The sequence below is a fragment of the Variovorax sp. LjRoot175 genome, from assembly GCF_964253805.1.
In the GTDB taxonomy this organism is placed as follows: Bacteria; Pseudomonadota; Gammaproteobacteria; order Burkholderiales; family Burkholderiaceae_C; genus Variovorax.
On record NZ_CAXURY020000001.1, the window covers coordinates 1026063 to 1043017 of the forward strand.

14 protein-coding genes are annotated in these 16955 nt (G+C 67.0%); 10 read left to right on the top strand and 4 right to left on the bottom strand.

Annotation, left to right across the window (positions count from 1 at the left end):
* The first annotated feature begins 4 nt into the window (after nucleotides 1–4).
* Nucleotides 5–679 (top strand): glutathione S-transferase, encoded by a 675-nt coding sequence (locus ACSQ89_RS05160; protein WP_436293760.1) that lies wholly within the window; start codon nucleotides 5–7, stop codon nucleotides 677–679.
* Between the two features lie 13 nt (nucleotides 680–692).
* Here the strand turns inward: ACSQ89_RS05160 and ACSQ89_RS05165 are convergent, their stop codons facing one another.
* Nucleotides 693–1163 (bottom strand): YqaA family protein, encoded by a 471-nt coding sequence (locus ACSQ89_RS05165; RefSeq protein ID WP_093109550.1) that lies wholly within the window; start codon nucleotides 1161–1163, stop codon nucleotides 693–695.
* Nucleotides 1164–1331: 168 nt separating this feature from the next.
* On the opposite strand from ACSQ89_RS05165, the gene dusB reads away from it, so the two are divergent.
* The 3 genes from dusB to purH are packed head-to-tail and all read left to right on the top strand — an operon-like array spanning nucleotide 1332 to nucleotide 4231.
* On the top strand, nucleotides 1332–2387 hold the full coding sequence (dusB, locus tag ACSQ89_RS05170; protein ID WP_436293759.1) for a tRNA dihydrouridine synthase DusB: 1056 nt from the start codon (nucleotides 1332–1334) through the stop codon (nucleotides 2385–2387).
* Nucleotides 2388–2416: 29 nt separating this feature from the next.
* Entirely contained in the window at nucleotides 2417–2653 is a 237-nt protein-coding gene (locus tag ACSQ89_RS05175) for a Fis family transcriptional regulator (RefSeq protein ID WP_028259705.1), read from the top strand.
* Nucleotides 2654–2659: 6 nt separating this feature from the next.
* On the top strand, nucleotides 2660–4231 hold the full coding sequence (gene purH, locus ACSQ89_RS05180) for a bifunctional phosphoribosylaminoimidazolecarboxamide formyltransferase/IMP cyclohydrolase (protein ID WP_436293758.1): 1572 nt from the start codon (nucleotides 2660–2662) through the stop codon (nucleotides 4229–4231).
* Between the two features lie 18 nt (nucleotides 4232–4249).
* Here purH and ACSQ89_RS05185 read toward each other — a convergent pair whose 3' ends face one another.
* The 3 genes from ACSQ89_RS05185 to thiD all read right to left on the bottom strand — a co-directional run bounded on the left by ACSQ89_RS05185 (nucleotide 4250) and on the right by thiD (nucleotide 6970).
* On the bottom strand, nucleotides 4250–4465 hold the full coding sequence (locus ACSQ89_RS05185; protein ID WP_436293757.1) for a hypothetical protein: 216 nt from the start codon (nucleotides 4463–4465) through the stop codon (nucleotides 4250–4252).
* 250 nt (nucleotides 4466–4715) lie between these two features.
* Nucleotides 4716–6011 (bottom strand): glutamate-1-semialdehyde 2,1-aminomutase, encoded by a 1296-nt coding sequence (gene hemL / locus ACSQ89_RS05190; protein WP_093109552.1) that lies wholly within the window; start codon nucleotides 6009–6011, stop codon nucleotides 4716–4718.
* Nucleotides 6011–6970, bottom strand: coding sequence for a bifunctional hydroxymethylpyrimidine kinase/phosphomethylpyrimidine kinase (thiD, locus tag ACSQ89_RS05195; RefSeq protein ID WP_093109553.1), 960 nt, complete (start codon nucleotides 6968–6970; stop codon nucleotides 6011–6013). The genes hemL and thiD overlap by 1 nt, the downstream gene beginning before the upstream one ends.
* Before the next feature lie 109 nt (nucleotides 6971–7079).
* Here thiD and ACSQ89_RS05200 point away from each other — a divergent pair, with 109 nt between their 5' ends.
* The 6 genes from ACSQ89_RS05200 to ACSQ89_RS05225 all read left to right on the top strand — a co-directional run bounded on the left by ACSQ89_RS05200 (nucleotide 7080) and on the right by ACSQ89_RS05225 (nucleotide 16937).
* Complete coding sequence (locus ACSQ89_RS05200; protein WP_436293756.1) at nucleotides 7080–7250, top strand: rubredoxin; 171 nt, start codon at nucleotides 7080–7082, stop codon at nucleotides 7248–7250.
* Between the two features lie 77 nt (nucleotides 7251–7327).
* The gene (locus ACSQ89_RS05205) at nucleotides 7328–7726 is read left to right on the top strand and encodes a response regulator (protein ID WP_093109555.1); all 399 of its coding nucleotides are present in this window, start codon (nucleotides 7328–7330) and stop codon (nucleotides 7724–7726) included.
* Entirely contained in the window at nucleotides 7726–8091 is a 366-nt protein-coding gene (locus ACSQ89_RS05210; protein WP_093109556.1) for a response regulator, read from the top strand. The genes ACSQ89_RS05205 and ACSQ89_RS05210 overlap by 1 nt, the downstream gene beginning before the upstream one ends.
* 18 nt (nucleotides 8092–8109) lie before the next feature.
* Nucleotides 8110–8643 carry a chemotaxis protein CheW gene (locus ACSQ89_RS05215; RefSeq protein ID WP_093109557.1) on the top strand — a complete coding sequence of 178 codons (534 nt, stop codon included), beginning with the start codon at nucleotides 8110–8112 and terminating at the stop codon, nucleotides 8641–8643.
* A 169-nt stretch (nucleotides 8644–8812) separates the two neighbouring features.
* Nucleotides 8813–11014 carry a methyl-accepting chemotaxis protein gene (locus tag ACSQ89_RS05220; RefSeq protein WP_436293828.1) on the top strand — a complete coding sequence of 734 codons (2202 nt, stop codon included), beginning with the start codon at nucleotides 8813–8815 and terminating at the stop codon, nucleotides 11012–11014.
* Between the two features lie 16 nt (nucleotides 11015–11030).
* On the top strand, nucleotides 11031–16937 hold the full coding sequence (locus ACSQ89_RS05225; protein WP_436293755.1) for an Hpt domain-containing protein: 5907 nt from the start codon (nucleotides 11031–11033) through the stop codon (nucleotides 16935–16937).
* Nucleotides 16938–16955: the final 18 nt, after the last annotated feature.

The window sequence follows — 16955 nt, forward strand, 5'->3', positions numbered from 1 at the left end:
CGCCATGATCACAGTCCACCACCTCAACAACTCCCGTTCGCAACGCGTGCTCTGGCTGCTCGAAGAACTCGAGCTCCCCTACGAGATCGTTCACTATCAGCGCGATCCCAAGACCATGCTCGCGCCACCCACCTTGCGCGCGGTGCATCCGCTGGGCAAGTCGCCGGTGGTGACGACCGACGAAGGCCTCACGCTCGCGGAGTCGGGTGCGGTCGTCGAGACGCTGATCGAGCGCTACGGCAATGGCCGCCTCGCGCCGGCGGCGGGCACGACCGAAGCGCTGCGCTACCGCTACTGGCTGCACTACGCCGAAGGCTCGGCGATGCCGCCGCTCCTGCTGAAGCTGATGTTCGACCAGATCGAGAAGGCGAAGATGCCCTTCTTCGCCAAGCCGATCGCGAAGGCGATCGCGGGCAAGGCCAAGGCCGCCTTCATCATGCCGAACATCAAGAGCCATCTGGATTTCATGGAAGGCGAACTCGACAAGAGCAAATGGTTTGCCGGCAATGCGTTTTCGGGCGCCGACATCCAGATGAGTTTTCCGGTGGAAGCCGCGTTGGCGCGCGGCGGGCTCGATGCGTCGCGGCCCAAGCTCATGGCTTATCTGGAGCGCATCCATACACGGCCGGCCTACATGCGCGCGCTCGAGCGTGGCGGGCCGTACGGGCTCTTGACCTGATGGCGCGGCCGCCTCAATTTGGCCAGATGTAGAGAAGGGCAATCGTCATCGTGACATAGCGCGCGAACTTGCCGATCGCCATGTAGATCACGCAAGGCCAGAACGAGAGCCGGAGCCAGCCCGCGACCGCGCAGAGCGGATCGCCGACGATCGGCAGCCAGGCCAGCAGACAAGCCTTGGGCCCCAGGTGTTCCAGCCAGCCGAGCACACGCAGATGGTGCTTGGAGTGCGAATACTTGTCGGCCACCTTGTGTGCGCCGTAGCCGATCCACCAGTCCACGATGCCGCCCAAGGTGTTGCCGATCGTCGCGACGCCGACCGCGGACCAGAACATTTCGGGATTGAGCTTGAGCAGTCCGAACAGCACCGGCTCGGAGCCGACCGGCAACAGGGTCGCCGACACGAAGGCAGCAACGAAGAGGGTGCTGAGCCCGAATTGCGGCAGCGCAAGAAGCGCAAAGAGTGAGTCGAGCCAGGCTTGCATGTGCGCCGGAGTATAGAAAGGCGCGGTGTTATGCAGCGTCGGCGTATACGCTGTCCGCGTGCGCGATGAAACTCGATGAAATCGCAAATCGTTTCAGCGCCTCTCGCTTCGCGCCGCTACAATCGTGCCTCATTTTTCAGCAGCCAGGCGCGTGCCAACTTTCCCTCCATGACCCTGCAGATCGGCAACATCGCGCTGGAAAACCGGCTGTTCGTTGCGCCCATGGCGGGCGTCACCGACCGGCCCTTCCGCATGCTGTGCCGCGAACTCGGTGCGGGCTACGCGGTGAGCGAGATGGTCACTTCGCGCAAGGAGCTGTGGGGTTCGCTCAAGACCTCGCGCCGCGCGAACCACGATGGCGAACCGGGCCCCATTGCGGTGCAGATCGCCGGCACCGATGCAGCCATGATGGCCGAGGCGGCGCAATACAACATCGAGCGCGGTGCCCAGATCATCGACATCAATATGGGCTGCCCGGCCAAGAAGGTCTGCAACAAGTGGGCCGGGTCGGCGCTGATGCGCGACGAGCCGCTGGCGCTCGAGATCGTCGAGGCGGTGGTCCGTGCTGCGATGCCGCACAAGGTCCCGGTCACGCTCAAGATGCGCACCGGCTGGAGCGAAGACCATCGCAACGCGGTGGCGCTGGCGCGCCGCTTCGAAGCGGCCGGCGTGCAGATGCTCACGGTGCACGGCCGCACGCGCGAGCAGGGCTACAAGGGCCAGGCCGAATACGACACTATTGCGGCCGTCAAGGCGGCCGTGCGCGTGCCGGTGGTCGCCAACGGCGACGTCGACTCGCCCGAGAAAGCGCGTGAAGTGTTCGCACTCACTGGCGCCGACGCCGTGATGGTGGGCCGTGCCGCGCAGGGACGGCCGTGGATCTTTCGCGAGATCGCGCACTTCCTCGCGACCGGAACGCAGCTCGCGCCGCCGCTCGTGGCCGAGGTGCGCCGCCTCATGCTCGACCATCTGCAGCAGCACTACGCGCTCTATGGCGACTACAGCGGTGTTCGCACCGCGCGCAAACACATCGGCTGGTACGTCCGCACGCTGCCCGGCGGCGAGGAATTCAGGGGCCGGATGAACACCATCGAGGACTGCGACGCGCAACTCGCCGCGGTGGCCGATTTTTTCGACACGCTGGCCGCACGGATGGATCGCATTCCGGTCGCCGATGACGCGCAAGCGCAAAGGGATGAGCAGGCAGCCGAAGTGCCTGCATGAATTGAAGAACAGAAGAAGAGAAGAGGGCCATGAGCAAGAAACATATCGAAGACTGCGTGCGCAACAGTCTGGACAGTTATTTCCGTGACCTGCGCGGCACCGAACCCGACGGCATGTACGAGATGCTGGTGCGCGTGGTGGAGAAACCCTTGCTCGACGTCGTGATGACGCGGGCCGAAGGCAACCAGTCCAAGGCCGCGCAGTGGTTGGGCCTGAATCGCAACACGCTTCGAAAAAAGCTGGTCGAACACAAACTCCTGAAGTAGTCCTTGATGAATGCACTGATTTCCGTTTCCGACAAGACCGGCATCCTCGAATTCGCGCAGGCGCTCCACGCGCTGGACATCCGCCTGTTCTCGACCGGCGGCACCGCCAAGCTGCTGGCCGATGCCGGCCTGCCGGTGACCGAAGTGGCCCAGCTCACCGGCTTTCCCGAGATGCTCGACGGCCGCGTGAAGACGCTGCATCCCAAGGTGCATGGCGGCCTGCTGGCGCGGCGCGACGTGCCGGCGCACATGGCGGCGCTGAAGGCGCACGGCATCGACACCATCGACCTGTTGGTGGTCAACCTCTATCCCTTCGAAGCCACGGTGGCCAAGCCCGGCTGCACCTTGGAGGACGCGATCGAGAACATCGACATCGGCGGCCCGGCCATGGTGCGCAGCGCGGCGAAGAACTGGAAGGACGTCGGCGTGCTGACCGACGCGGCGCAATACCCGCAGGCACTGGCCGAGCTCAAGGCCGACGGCAAGCTCAGCGACAAGACCAGGTTCGCCTTCTCCGTCGCCGCCTTCAACCGCATCAGTCAGTACGACGGCGCGATCAGCGACTACCTCTCGGGCATTCAGGGCGACGGCAGCCATGCGCTCTTCCCGGCGCAGAGCAACGGCCGCTTCATCAAGCTGCAGGACCTGCGCTACGGCGAGAACCCGCACCAGCAGGCCGCGTTCTACCGCGACCTGTACCCCGCGCCCGGTTCGCTGGTCACGGCCAAGCAGCTGCAGGGCAAGGAGCTCAGCTACAACAACATCGCCGATGCCGATGCGGCCTGGGAGTGCGTGAAGAGCTTCGACACGCCGGCATGTGTGATCGTCAAGCATGCCAACCCCTGCGGCGTTGCCGTGGGCAAGGATGCACACGAGGCTTACGCCAAGGCCTTCAAGACGGATCCGACCTCGGCCTTCGGCGGCATCATCGCCTTCAACCGGCCGGTGGACCGTGCCGCGGCCGAAGCTGTGAGCAAGCAGTTCGTCGAAGTGCTGATGGCGCCGGGCTATGCGCCGGAGGCGCTCGAGGTGTTCAAGAGCAAGGTCAATGTGCGCATCCTGGAGATCGCGCTGCCGCCGGGCGGCACCAGCGACTGGGACAACGGCCGCAACGCGGTGGACGTGAAGCGCATCGGTTCTGGCCTCCTGATGCAGACCGCCGACAACCGCGAGCTCTCGATCGACGAGCTCAAGGTGGTGAGCAAGAAGCAACCCACGCCGCAGCAGCTGCAGGATCTTCTGTTCGCATGGAAGGTCGCGAAGTTCGTCAAGAGCAACGCGATCGTGTTCTGCGCCGACGGCATGACCATGGGTGTCGGCGCCGGCCAGATGAGCCGGCTCGATTCGGCGCGCATCGCGAGTATCAAGGCGCAGCACGCGGGCTTGTCGCTGCAAGGCACGGCGGTCGCGAGCGACGCCTTCTTTCCGTTCCGCGACGGGCTCGACGTGGTGGTCGATGCCGGCGCGAGTTGCGTGATCCAGCCCGGCGGCTCGATGCGCGATCAGGAGGTGATCGATGCCGCGGACGAACGCGGCGTGGTCATGGTGCTGTCAGGCGTGCGCCATTTCAGGCACTAGAGGGCCTGTTAGCAGGCCCTAGGCTCCGAAGCGGTACTTGAGCTGGAAGCTCATCGCGCCGTAGAGCCGGTTCCTGATGTTGGGAACGATGGCGATGTTGAGCCCCCAGTTCTTGCCTTCGATGGCCGCGGTCGGGATCAGCGCCGGAAACCAGCCGCTGTTGTTGGACCGCGGGTAGCCGTCGAAGGCGCCGACCACGGCGCCGAACTTCACGCCATGGAACTCGAAGGGCATGACTTATAGCCCGACGTAATGCGAGCGTGCGAGCGCTCGCGGTCGCTGTTGCGGAACAGGCCGGCGGTGAGCGAGTAGGTCTCGTCGAGCGGCCATTCGATGCCGAGGCCGGGGTTGCCGTCCGCCAGCCCCTTGTCGCGGTCGAAGTGATGGGAGAAGTAGCCGGCGTTGAATCAGGCCTTGCCGATATCGGCCTGCGCGAAGGCCAGGCCGGGCGCGAGGACCAGCCAGGGCAGCAAGCTGCGGAGTCTCATGCGCGCAGCGTCTTGAAGATTTGGCGCGCCGCCTCGACGGTTGCGGCAATGTCTTCGTCGCTGTGGGCCGCGCTCACGAAGCCGGCCTCGTACAGCGCCGGCGCTATGTAGACGCCGCGGTCGAGCAGGCCGTGGAACAGGGCATTGAATTTCGTGTTGTCGGTGGTCATGACCGTGCTGTAGTTCTGCGGCAGCGCATCAAGCAGGAAGAAGCCGAACATGCCGCCTTCGCTGTCGGCGCTGAAGGCGATGCCTTCCGCCGCGGCGGCCGACTTCAGCCCGTCGACCAGCGTACGGGTCTTGTGTGACAGCGCGTCGAAGAAGCCGGGCCTGGCCACTTCCTTCAATGTCGCGAGGCCGCAGGCCGTGGCCACCGGGTTGCCGGAGAGCGTGCCGGCCTGGTACACGGGCCCGAGCGGCGCGAGCTGCTCCATGATCGCGCGCGGCCCGCCGAAGGCCGCGAGCGGCATGCCGCCGCCGATCACCTTGCCCAGCACCGTGAGGTCGGGCGTGATGCCCAGCACGCCCTGGGCGCCCTGCAGGCCGACGCGGAAGCCGGTCATGACCTCGTCGAACACCAGCAGCGCGCCGTGCTTCGTGCAGAGCTCGCGGCAGCGCTGGGCGAAGGCGGCGCTCGCGCGCACGAAGTTCATGTTGCCGGCGATCGCCTCGATCATCAGGCAGGCGATCTCGTGGCCATGCAGCGTGAAGGCTTCCTCGAGCTGCGCGAGGTTGTTGTATTCGAGGACCAGCGTGTGCTGCACCACCTCGGGCGGCACGCCGGCCGAGGTCGGGTTGCCGAAGGTCGCGAGGCCCGAGCCGGCCTTGACCAGTAGCGCATCGGCGTGACCGTGGTAGCAGCCTTCGAACTTGATGATGTACTTGCGCCCGGTCGCGCCGCGCGCCAGGCGCAGCGCGCTCATCGCGGCTTCGGTGCCGGAGCTCACGAGGCGCACCATCTCCATCGACGGCACGAGTGCCAGGATGGCTTCGGCGAGTTCGATCTCGCGCTCGGTCGGTGCGCCGAAGGAGAAGCCCTCTGTCACGGCGCGCTGTACCGCATCGACCACTGCGGGATGGCCGTGGCCCAGGATCATCGGTCCCCAGGAGCCGATGTAGTCGATGTAGCGCTGGTCCGCGGCATCCCAGAAGTAGGCGCCCTGCGCGCGCTTGACAAAGCGCGGCGTGCCGCCGACGGCCCTGAAGGCGCGCACGGGCGAGTTGACCCCGCCTGGAATCACGGCGCGGGCGCGCTCGAAGAGGATGTCGTTCTTGTCGGTGGCGTGTGGCATCAGTGGCGAGTGTCGTGTGGAGGCAGGGCAAAGTCAGTGGGAGAGGCGGGATCGTCGTCGTTGTCTTCGTCGTCCTCGGGCTGGGCCCAGAACAGGCGGTCGGGCAGCACGTGGCCCATGCCGGGGCGGAAGCCGGCATCGAGACAGCGGTCCATGTAGCTCAGCGCTTCGGTGGTGGCCGCGACCAGGTCGGTGCCGCTGGCGAGCAGCGCGGCCAGCGCGGCGGAGAGCGTGTCGCCCGCGCCGGCGAACACGGCATCGAGGCGCTCGTACTTCTCGCTCGCTAGCACCGACTGCGGCGATGCCAGCACGTTGTCGATGAACTGATCGGGCAGGACCAGCCCGGTCACCAGCGTGTAGGGCACGCCGACTTCGCCGGCCGCCTTGGCGATGTCGCGCGCGGTGGGCGGGCGCTCGCCGGCCCAGTCCGGCAGCAGCCATCGCCACAACGTGCTGTGGTTGCCGACCAGCACGGTCGTCTGCGGCAGCACGAGCTCGCGAAACGCATCGAGATAGGCCTCGATCTGCGTGTCTTCCCACCAGGAGAGGTTGGGCATGTAGGCGACCACCGGCACTTCGGGATAGTCGGTCGCGGTCTCGGCCACGGTGCTGAGGTTCTCGGGCGAGCCGACGAAGCCCACCTTGATGAGCTGGACCTCCACGTCTTCGAGAATGGCACGCGCCTGTTCGGCGACGGCCTCCTCATCGAAGGTGAAGTGATCGAAAATTTCAGCGGTGTCGCGCGCGTAGGCGCCGGTCACGACCGGCAGCATGTGGGCACCGACTGATGCCATGGCCAGTGCATCGCAGCCCAGGCCGCCGGCTCCGCTCGGATCGCTCGCGTTGAAGACCAGCACGCACGGCGGATTCAACTCGCTTTCGGCGGTTTCATCGTTCGGGGGGTCGGTAAGATCGCTCACTTTGCGGTCGTGCTCTGGTGGTAGTAGGAAAGTTGTCATACGCCACAGGGCTCACCAGATGGTGGCATATCTGAGACGCTTGTCACGGGTTTTGTTGATACGTTTGGATACGATCGTTGCATTCTATGAACAGGGACTTTAAGCTGCGATGAATACGAAAACCTGGATGTGCCTGATTTGCGGGTGGATCTACGACGAAGCGGTGGGAGTGCCAGAAGATGGTATTGCGCCCGGCACGGCATGGGTAGATGTTCCGATGAACTGGACCTGTCCCGAATGCGGGGCGCGCAAGGAAGACTTCGAAATGGTTGAAATCTGAAGCATGGCATAGGGCGTGCTTCTTTGCGTCCCTCGTCGAGGGCGTTGCGGTCATCGTGGTATTAAAGGAGCGTGCGAATGAGCGCGAACGGATCGGGTTACAAGGTGCTCGTCATCGACGACAGCAACACCATTCGGCGCAGCGCCGAGATCTTCCTCAAGCAGGGAGGCCACGAGGTCCTGCTGGCCGAAGACGGGTTCGACGCATTGTCGAAAGTCAATGATCACAAGCCGCACCTCATCTTCTGCGACATCCTCATGCCGCGCCTCGACGGTTATCAGACCTGCGCCATCATCAAGCGCAACGCCCATTTTTCCAATGTCCCGGTCGTGATGCTCTCCTCCAAGGATGGCGTGTTCGACAAGGCGCGCGGCCGCATGGTCGGCTCGCAGGACTATCTCACCAAACCCTTCACCAAAGACCAACTGCTCCAGGCTGTGCAGCAGTTCGGCATCGTTTCGCAGGAAGTGCAGTAATGGCTATTCGCAAGGTACTCGTGGTCGACGATTCCAAGACGGAATTGATCTTTCTCACCGAACTTCTTCAAAAGAACGGCTTTTCGGTGAAAACCGCCGAGAATGCCGAGGACGCGATGCGCCGGCTCGAGGAAGAGCAGCCCGACCTGATCCTCATGGACATTGTGATGCCGGGCCAGAACGGCTTCCAGCTCACGCGCGCGATCGCCCGCAATCCGCAATACGCATCGGTGCCGATCATCATGTGCACGAGCAAGAACCAGGAAACCGATCGCCTCTGGGGCATGCGCCAGGGTGCCCGCGACTACATCGTGAAGCCGGTCAATGCCGCCGAGCTGATGGCAAAGATCAGCGCGCTCGCCTGATCCGACAGTTTTCCGTACATGGCCAACCGCGACGCTCTCCGCGCATTCCAGTCCCGGCTTGCCAGCCGCCTGCAGGCGGCGCGCACCTCGGGCGTTTCCGCTTCGTGGCTCGCCGTGGAGGCGGGTGAGTCGAAGTACCTGTTTCCGCTCGGCCACGCCGGCGAGATTTTTCCGTGGACGCCCCCGCAGGCCGTGCCGTACACCGAGCCTTGGTTCCTGGGCGTTGCCAACCTGCGCGGCGGGCTGTACGGCATCGTGCAGCTTTCCACTTTCGCCTCGGGCTCGGCCGCCGCACCCGTGCAGAGCGAAGCGGCGCGCGCCCAATCACGCCTCGTTGCACTCAACGAGATGCTTGAAGTCAATTGCGCCTTGCTGATCGACCGGCTGGTCGGTCTGCGCGGCGTCGAAGCCTTCACCGAATCGCAGGCCCCGGATGGCGACGCCCCGGCCTGGCTGGGACATTCGTACACCGACGCCGCCGGCGGGCGCTGGCAGGAAATCAACCTGCAGGCGCTATCCCAGCAACCTCAATTTTTGAGCATCGGCGCCTGAGCGGAACGCTTGGCACCGATCACTACCTGAAGGACCGACCGTGAGCTCGATCGCCGACAAGTTCAAGAAATTCCTGCCTGCGGGCGACAACGGCACCCTGCGCGTCGACAGCGCTTCGACACTGTCGCTCGACAGCGTCGAAACCCTGCAGCCGCCCGAAGAAAAGACGGTGCGCATCCGACGCGATTCGGTGCCCGAGCCGACGCCGGACGCGGTCCTCGCCATGGACGCCGCCAACGACCAGGCGCCGGCCGGCAGCCTCGATGAACCGGCGCAGGCCGAAACACAGGGTGCGGTTCCGCCGGGGCCCGCGGGCGCGGTGCGCTCGCTGCGCTCGAACCCGGCGCGCCAGCAGCGCGTGCTCGCGATCGTGCTCGCGACCGTGGTGCTGTTGCTGCTGCTCGTCGCCGGCTCCGCCATCCTGCGCGCCGAACGGCTGGCGCAACAGGTCGCGGCCACCGGCCAGTCGCTGATGCAGTCGCAGCGTCTCGCCAAGTCGGTCTCGCAGGCGCTGGTGGGCAACGTTCCCGCCTTCGCGGAAGTCAAGGACAGCTCGGATGACCTCACGCGGCGCGTGCAGGGCCTGGCGAACGGCGACGATTCGCTCAAGCTGGAGCGCGTGGGCGGCCAGTACGACGCCGAGCTCGGCAAGATCACGCCGCTGGTCGAGCGCGCGGACAAGAGCGCCAAGGCCGTGCTGGCCCAGCAGCAGATCCTGACGCAGGTCGGTAACGCGCTGCGCGACATCAATCGCCAGTCTTCGGATCTGCTCGAAATGACCGAGACCGTGGCCTCGCTCAAGATGCAGCAGAACGCCAGCCTGCCGGAGATCTCGGCCGCCGGCCAGCTGGTGATGCTGACACAGCGCATCGGCAAGTCGGCCAACGAGTTCCTCACGGTCGAAGGCGTGAGCCCCGACGCCGTGTTCCTGCTCGGCAAGGACCTGAATACCTTCCAGGAAGTCACGCGCGGCCTGCTCGAGGGCAATGCCCAGCAGCGCCTGCCCGGCTCGCGCGATCCGCAGACGCGCCAGCAGCTCGAGGCCATTCTCAAGACCTACGAACAGACGCGCACGAAAGCCGGCGCCATTCTGGGCAACCTCCAGGGCCTGGTCGCCGCGCGCGAAGCGCAGGCCGCCATCCTGGCCGACAGCGAACCGCTGCGCACCTCGCTCGGCGACCTGCAGGACAAGCTCTCTGCCCGCACCGGCCTCGGCGCCGGCACGGTGGTGATGCTGTTCGTGCTGTCGCTGGCCGCGCTGGCGCTGGCCGGTGCGATCGGTTTCGTGCAGGTGCGCGAAGGCCGCGAACGTGCGCTGGCTGCCGAGCGCGAACGCCTCGCTGCCGAGCGCGCGAGCGAAGACGCGGGCCGCGTCAATGCCGCCAACCAGGCGGCCATTTTGCGGCTCATGAACGAACTGCAAACGGTGGCCGAAGGCGATCTGACGCAGGAAGCCACGGTGACCGAAGACATCACGGGCGCCATCGCCGACTCGGTGAACTACACGGTGGAAGAACTTCGCCTGCTGGTGGGCAACGTGCAGAACACGGCCACGCGTGTGGCGCAGACGACGTCGCAGGTGGAAAGCACCTCGACCGAGCTGCTCGCTGCCTCGACCGAACAGCTGCGCGAGATTCGCGAAACCGGCCAGTCGGTGCTGACGATGGCCGAGCGAATCAACGGCGTGTCCTCGCAAGCGCAAGAGTCGGCCACGGTGGCGCGCCAGTCGCTGGAAGCCGCTTCCTCCGGCCTGCAGGCCGTGCAGAACGCGATCGGCGGCATGAACTCGATCCGCGACCAGATCCAGGAAACCTCCAAGCGCATCAAGCGCCTCGGCGAATCCTCGCAGGAGATTGGTGAAATCACCGAGCTGATCTCGGACATTACCGAACAGACCAACGTGCTGGCGCTCAACGCCGCCATCCAGGCCGCGTCGGCCGGCGAGGCCGGCCGCGGCTTCTCGGTGGTGGCGGAAGAAGTGCAGCGATTGGCCGAACGCTCGGCGGACGCCACGCGTCAGATCTCGGCGCTGGTGAAGGCCATTCAGACCGACACGCAGGATGCGGTCGGCGCCATGGAGCGCTCCACGCAGGGTGTGGTGGAAGGGGCCAAGCTCTCCGACAACGCCGGTACCGCGCTGTCCGAGATCGACCGCGTGTCGCGCCGCCTCGCCGAGCTGATCGAGCAGATCTCGCAGTCCGCGTCCCGCGAGGCCGATTCGGCCAACGTCGTGGCAGCCAACATCCAGCACATTTTCGCCGTGACGGAGCAGACCGGCGAAGGTACGCGCACCACCGCGCAGCAGGTCCGCGAGCTCTCGCACATGGCCGAGGAACTGCGCCAGTCGGTGTCACGTTTCAAGATTGTCTGAACGCCGAGCGCAGAACGTGTCGATTCAAAGCCCTGCCACCGCCCCAGTAGCTGGCAACGCGCCAGCCACCGAAGATCTCGGGCCGCTGGCCTGGGTGCTCGGAGAAATCCAGAAGTCGCTCGACAACGTCAGCAAGACGCTGCGGCGCTTTGCCCGCGAGGCCGGCAGCGCCCCGGAGACCGACACCACGCCGCTGCGCTTGGCGCGGCAGCAGCTGCACCAAGCCGTCGGTGCGCTGCAGATGGTGGGCCATACGGCGCCGGCGCTGGTGCTGGGCGCGATGGAGTTCGCGGTCCAGAGCTTCATCACGGAGCCGGCGCGCTGCACCGAAGCCGCCGTCCACAAGATCGACCGCGCGGGCTTCGCCGCCACCGATTTCCTCAATGCGCTGCTGGCGGGCAAGACCGTGTCCTCGGTCGCGCTGTTCCCCCAGTACCGCGACGTGCTGGAACTGGTCGGCAACGAACGCGTCCACCCGGCCGACCTGTGGAGCATGAGCTGGCGCTGGGTCGAGATCAAGCCGGCGCCGACGCAGACCGCGCTGGTGTACGACCCGGCGGTCCGCTCCAAGCTCGACCGCGAAGTGCTCAAGATCGTCAAGAGCGGCGACGACCATGCCGCGCGGCGCCTTCAGGCCTTGTGCCTGGGCCTGGGGCGCGGCGCCTCGGTGCCGCGCGTCGCCAGTTTCTGGACCCTCGCGGCCGGCTTCTTCGAAGCCCTGGCGCTGTCGCTGATTCCGACCGATGCCCATGTGAAGCGCGCGGCCTCGCGCGTGCTGCTGCAGTACGCCACCCTGGCGCGCGGCGACAACACGGTGTCGGACCGCCTCGGCCAGGACCTGCTGTTCTTCTGCGCGCAAGCCGTGCCCGGCCCGCGCGACGAAGCCGCCACGCTGCGCGCGGTGCGCGTCGCCTGGGGCGTGGCCAACGAGCAGAAGGTCGACTACGCGATCGAACAATTCGGCCGCTTCGACCCGCTGGTACTCGCGCAGGCACGCAAGCGCATCGAGGCCGCCAAGGAAATGTGGTCGGCGCTCTCGGGCGGCGACGTTTCGCGCACGCGGCAGGTGGCCGACACCTTCGCCCAGCTCGGCGAATCGCTGCAGAAGCTGCATCCGCCGAGCCTGCCGATGGTGCAGGCCCTGAACAATGCGGTCGACGCCTCGCTGCGTTCGGGCAAGCCGCCGGCCACCGAGCTGGCGATGGAAGTCGCGACCTCGGTCCTCTATCTCGAAGCCGCCTTCGAAGATCTCGATCCGCACGACCGGCAATTGACGGCCCGCACGGTGCAACTGGCCGGCCGCATCGAACGCGTGCGCGAAGGCGGCCGTTCGGAACCGCTCGAGCCGTGGATGGAGGAGCTCTATCGCCGCGTGAGCGACCGCCAGACCATGGGCACGGTGGTCGGCGAACTGCGCGCCCACCTGAGCGAACTCGAGAAGTCGCTCGACCAGTTCTTCCGCCGCCCGGCCGACAAGAGCGTGCTGCGTACGGTACCGACCCAGCTGCTGCAGATGCGCGGCGTGTTCTCGGTGCTCGGCCTCGACCAGGCCGCGCAGACCGTGCAGCGCATGCGCGAGAACGTCGACCAACTGCTGGCCGAGGAAGCCGCCGCCACCGAAGCCAGCGATTTCGATGCGCTCGGCAACAACCTCGGCGCGCTGGGCTTCCTGATCGACATGCTCGGCTACCAGCCGGCGCTGGCCAAGCGCCTGTTCGTGTTCGACAGCGAAGCCGGCGAGCTCAAGCCGCTGATGGGCCGCCAGGCCAACGACACCGCCGAGCCCGAAGCGACGGCGCCGGTTTCCTTTGCCTCCGCATCGGGACCGGTCTCGGTCACTGACACCGTGCTGAGCGTCGAGGAAGTCGATGCGCAGATCGCGGCCAAGCTCGCCGCGCTGGCCGGCCCGACCCGCAAGGCGCCTTCGCCGATCGAGGAATTCAGCAAGGCCACCGCGAGCTGGACCGCCAAGATCACCGGCCCCGCACCGCTGGAGGCCCTGCCCGACACCGAAGTGACGGAGCTCGAGGAAGACGATCTCCAGAACATCTTCCTCGACGAGGCCCGCGAGGTGTTGCACAACGGCCTGGCTGCCGTGTCGGCGCTCGGCGCGCAGCCGGACGACAACGGCGAGCTGACCGTGCTGCGGCGCGCCTTCCACACCCTCAAGGGCAGCTCGCGCATGGTCGGGCTGATGGATTTCGGCGAGGCTGCCTGGTCCTTCGAGCAGGTGCTCAACACCTGGCTGGCCGACCAGCGTCCGGCTACGCCCGAATTGCTTGCCGGCACCAAGCGCGCACTGACGGACTTCGCCAAGTGGGTCGAAGCCATCGCTGCCAACGAGCCGCACGGCTGGCAATCCGCACCCTTCCGCAGCGTGGCGGAAGCCTTGCGCACGGGTGAGCCGATCGCGCCGCCGGCGCGCGTGGCCGATGCCGAAGCCCTGGTGGCAGCGGCGCGCCACATCGCGGCCGAAGAAACGATGGCCGAGGCCAAGGCTGCGCCCGACGCGCAGCCCGAACCGCTGCCCCTGCCGGAACTGCCCGAGCTCGAACTCGACATGGCGCCGATGGCTTTCGAGGCGCCGAGCGAGGCCGCACCGGAGCCGATGCCTCCTTCCGCCACCGCCTCCGCCGACGACTTCGCCTCGACCGATTTCCTCGATTTCGAAGTCAAGCCGGCCCCTGCGCTGGAAGAGCCCGTGCCGCCGGCCGAGCTCGAAGAAATCGACTTCCTCGAAACCGTGCACGTCTCGATCGAGCCGGCGCTGGCGCTGCCGGCCGAGCCCGTCTTCGAGGCTCCTGCCTCGATCCCGGCCCCCGTGGCGGAACCCGAGCCGACGCCGGAGCCGGCACAGGCGCTGCACGTCGAGCCTGAAGCCATGCCGGAGCCCGAAGCCCCGGCGCTCGCCGAGGAGGCGCTGGAAGAACTGCCGCAAGCGCTGCAAGCAGAACCCGAGGCGGTTGCGGCAAGCGCAGAGCCCGAAGCCGAGCCCGAGCGTCCGGCCGCACCGAGCGCCGACGACCAGGTCAAGGTGATCGGCCCGCTTCGCATCGGCATCGCGCTCTACAACGTCTATCTCAACGAAGCCGACGAATGGTCGCGCCAGCTGGCCATCGAGGTCGGCGAGTGGGCGCTCGAATCGCACGAACGCGTGTCGGACTCGACCATCGGGCTCGCCCATTCGCTCGCCGGCAGTTCCGCGACCGTGGGCTTCCAGGGCCTGTCGGACATGGCGCGCTCGATCGAGGCGGCGCTGCAGCATCTGCACATGCAGGGCCGCGGCACGCCGGCGCAGGGCGCCGTGCTGGTGACGGCGGCCGAAGAGTTGCGGCGCCTGCTGCACCAGTTCGCCGCCGGCTTCCTGCACGAGCCCGCCCAAGAAACCATGCGCGCGCTGCGCGATGTCGCCGCCTCGCCGATGCCGCTCGACATGGGCGAAGCGGCGATCGGGTCCGCAGCCTCGTTGCGCTTCGCCGTGGCCGATGTGGCGCTCGACGATTCCGAGGACGCGATCGACGTCACCGACGTGATCGACGTCGACCTGTTCCCGATCTTCGAGGAAGAGGCGGCCGAACTGCTGCCTCAGCTCGGCACGGCATTGCGCGAGTGGTCGCAGCATCCCGACGATCCGGCGCCCCGCGCCTCCACGCTGCGCACCTTGCACACGCTCAAGGGCAGTGCCCGGCTGGCCGGCGCCATGCGACTGGGCGAACGTGCCCACCGCATGGAATCCGAGATCGAGGCGATCAGCGCCGAGGGTGCGGACCGCCAGGCGATCGAGCACTTGCTGACCCGCTTCGACACGCTGCAGGCCACCTTCGACGGGCTGCGTGCCGCCGACGACGCCATCCAGACCGAGCTGGTGCAGCGGGTGGTCGCTGCCGCTCCGGCAGCGCCCGCCGTATCGGCCGCAGCAGAAGCGCGAGCCGGCACGGCCGAGCCGAAGGCAGGCACGCCCGAGCCGGCACCCGTCGCCGAGGCCGATACAGCGCGCCGCGCGGTGGCGCTGCCCTCGCCGTCCGCGCTCACGCCGCTGCGCAACATCTCGAGCCAGGCAGTGCGCATTCGCACCCACCTGCTCGACCGCCTGGTGGCACAGGCCGGCGAGGTCATCATCACGCGCTCGCGGCTCGAGGCCGAACTGGGCCAGTTGCGCAGCTCGCTGGGCGACCTCACCGGCAACCTGGACCGCCTGCGCCAGCAGCTGCGCGACATCGAGGTCCAGGCCGAAAGCCAGATGCAATCGCGCCTGGCGCAGGCCAAGGACTCGCAGCAGGGCTTCGACCCGCTCGAGTTCGACCGCTTCACGCGCGTGCAGGAACTCACGCGCATGATGGCCGAGTCGGTCAACGACGTGGCGACCGTCCAGCGCACGCTCCAGAAGACCGTGCAGGCGACTGAAGACGACCTCAGCGCGCAGGCGCGCCAGACGCGCGAACTCCAGCGCGGGCTGCTGCGCACGCGCATGGTGGAGTTCGAAGGCATTTCCGAGCGTCTCTATCGCGTGGTGCGGCAGGCCTCCAAGGACACCGGCAAGCAGGTGCGCCTGGACATCGTCGGCGGCTCGATCGAGATGGACCGGGGCGTGCTGGACCGCATGACGCCCGCCTTCGAGCATCTGCTGCGCAACTGCGTCGCGCACGGCATCGAGGACGTGGCGGCGCGCGAGAAGGCCGGCAAGGATGCCAGCGGCCTGATCGTCATCGAACTGCACCACGAGGGCAACGACGTCTCGGTGAGCTTCCGCGACGACGGCGCGGGCCTCAACCACAAGCGCATCGTCGAGCGCGCGCAGTCCCTGGGTCTGATCGCCCAAGGCCAGAAGCTCAGCGAAGACGAGGCCGCCGAACTGATCTTCCAGCCCGGCTTCTCGACAGCCGAGCAGGTGTCGGAGCTGGCCGGCCGTGGTATCGGCATGGACGTGGTGCGCGCGCAGATCGCGGCGCTCGGCGGCCGCATCGAAACCCAGAGCAAGGCGGGCGAGGGCACCAGCTTCAAGCTCGTGCTGCCGCTGACCACCGCCGTGACCCACGTGGTCATGCTGCGCACCGGCGCCACCTCGATCGGCGTGCCGTCCAACCTGGTGGAACTGGTTCAGCGCGCCAGCGGCTCCGAACTCGAAACCGCATACCTCAACCAGCGCTATGCCTTCGCCGGCGAGCAGGTGCCTTTCTTCTGGGCCGGCGCATTGCTGCAGTCCTCGGCGCGCAGCGACCGCGCAATCGGCAAGACCAACACCATCGTCATGGTGCGCAGCGCGCAGCAGCGCGTGGCGCTGCACGTGGACGAAGTGCTGGGCAACCAGGAAGTCGTGGTCAAGAACCTCGGGCCGCAGCTCTCGCGGCTGCCGGGCATGGCTGGCATCTCGGTGCTGGCTTCCGGTGCGGTGGCGATGATCTACAACCCCGTCGCGCTGGCCGCGGTGCATGGCGAGAAAGCGCGCCAGCTTCAGGCCAAGGGCGCAGCGGCGGCGTCGTCGTCGCAGGGCGTGCGCAGCGCAGAACCCGCGCTGCCCCAGCCGGCGCCGCAGATTCCGCTGGTGCTGGTGGTCGACGACTCGATCACGGTGCGGCGCGTCACGCAGCGCTTGCTGCAGCGCGAAGGCTACCGCGTGTCGCTGGCGGCCGACGGCCTGCAGGCGCTCGAACGCCTGCAGCAGGAACGGCCGGCCGTGGTGCTGTCCGACATCGAGATGCCGCGCATGGACGGCTTCGACCTCGCGCGCAACATCCGCGCCGACGAGTCGCTGGCCGGCCTGCCGATCATCATGATCACCTCGCGCATCGCCGAGAAGCACCGCGATCACGCGCGTGCGCTGGGCGTCAACCACTACCTCGGCAAGCCCTACTCCGAAGAAGAGCTGCTGCGGCTGGTGCGCAGCTACACCAGCGCCGAGGTGCCGGTGGCGATGGCGGCTTGAGCCGGATGGGCAGGGCCC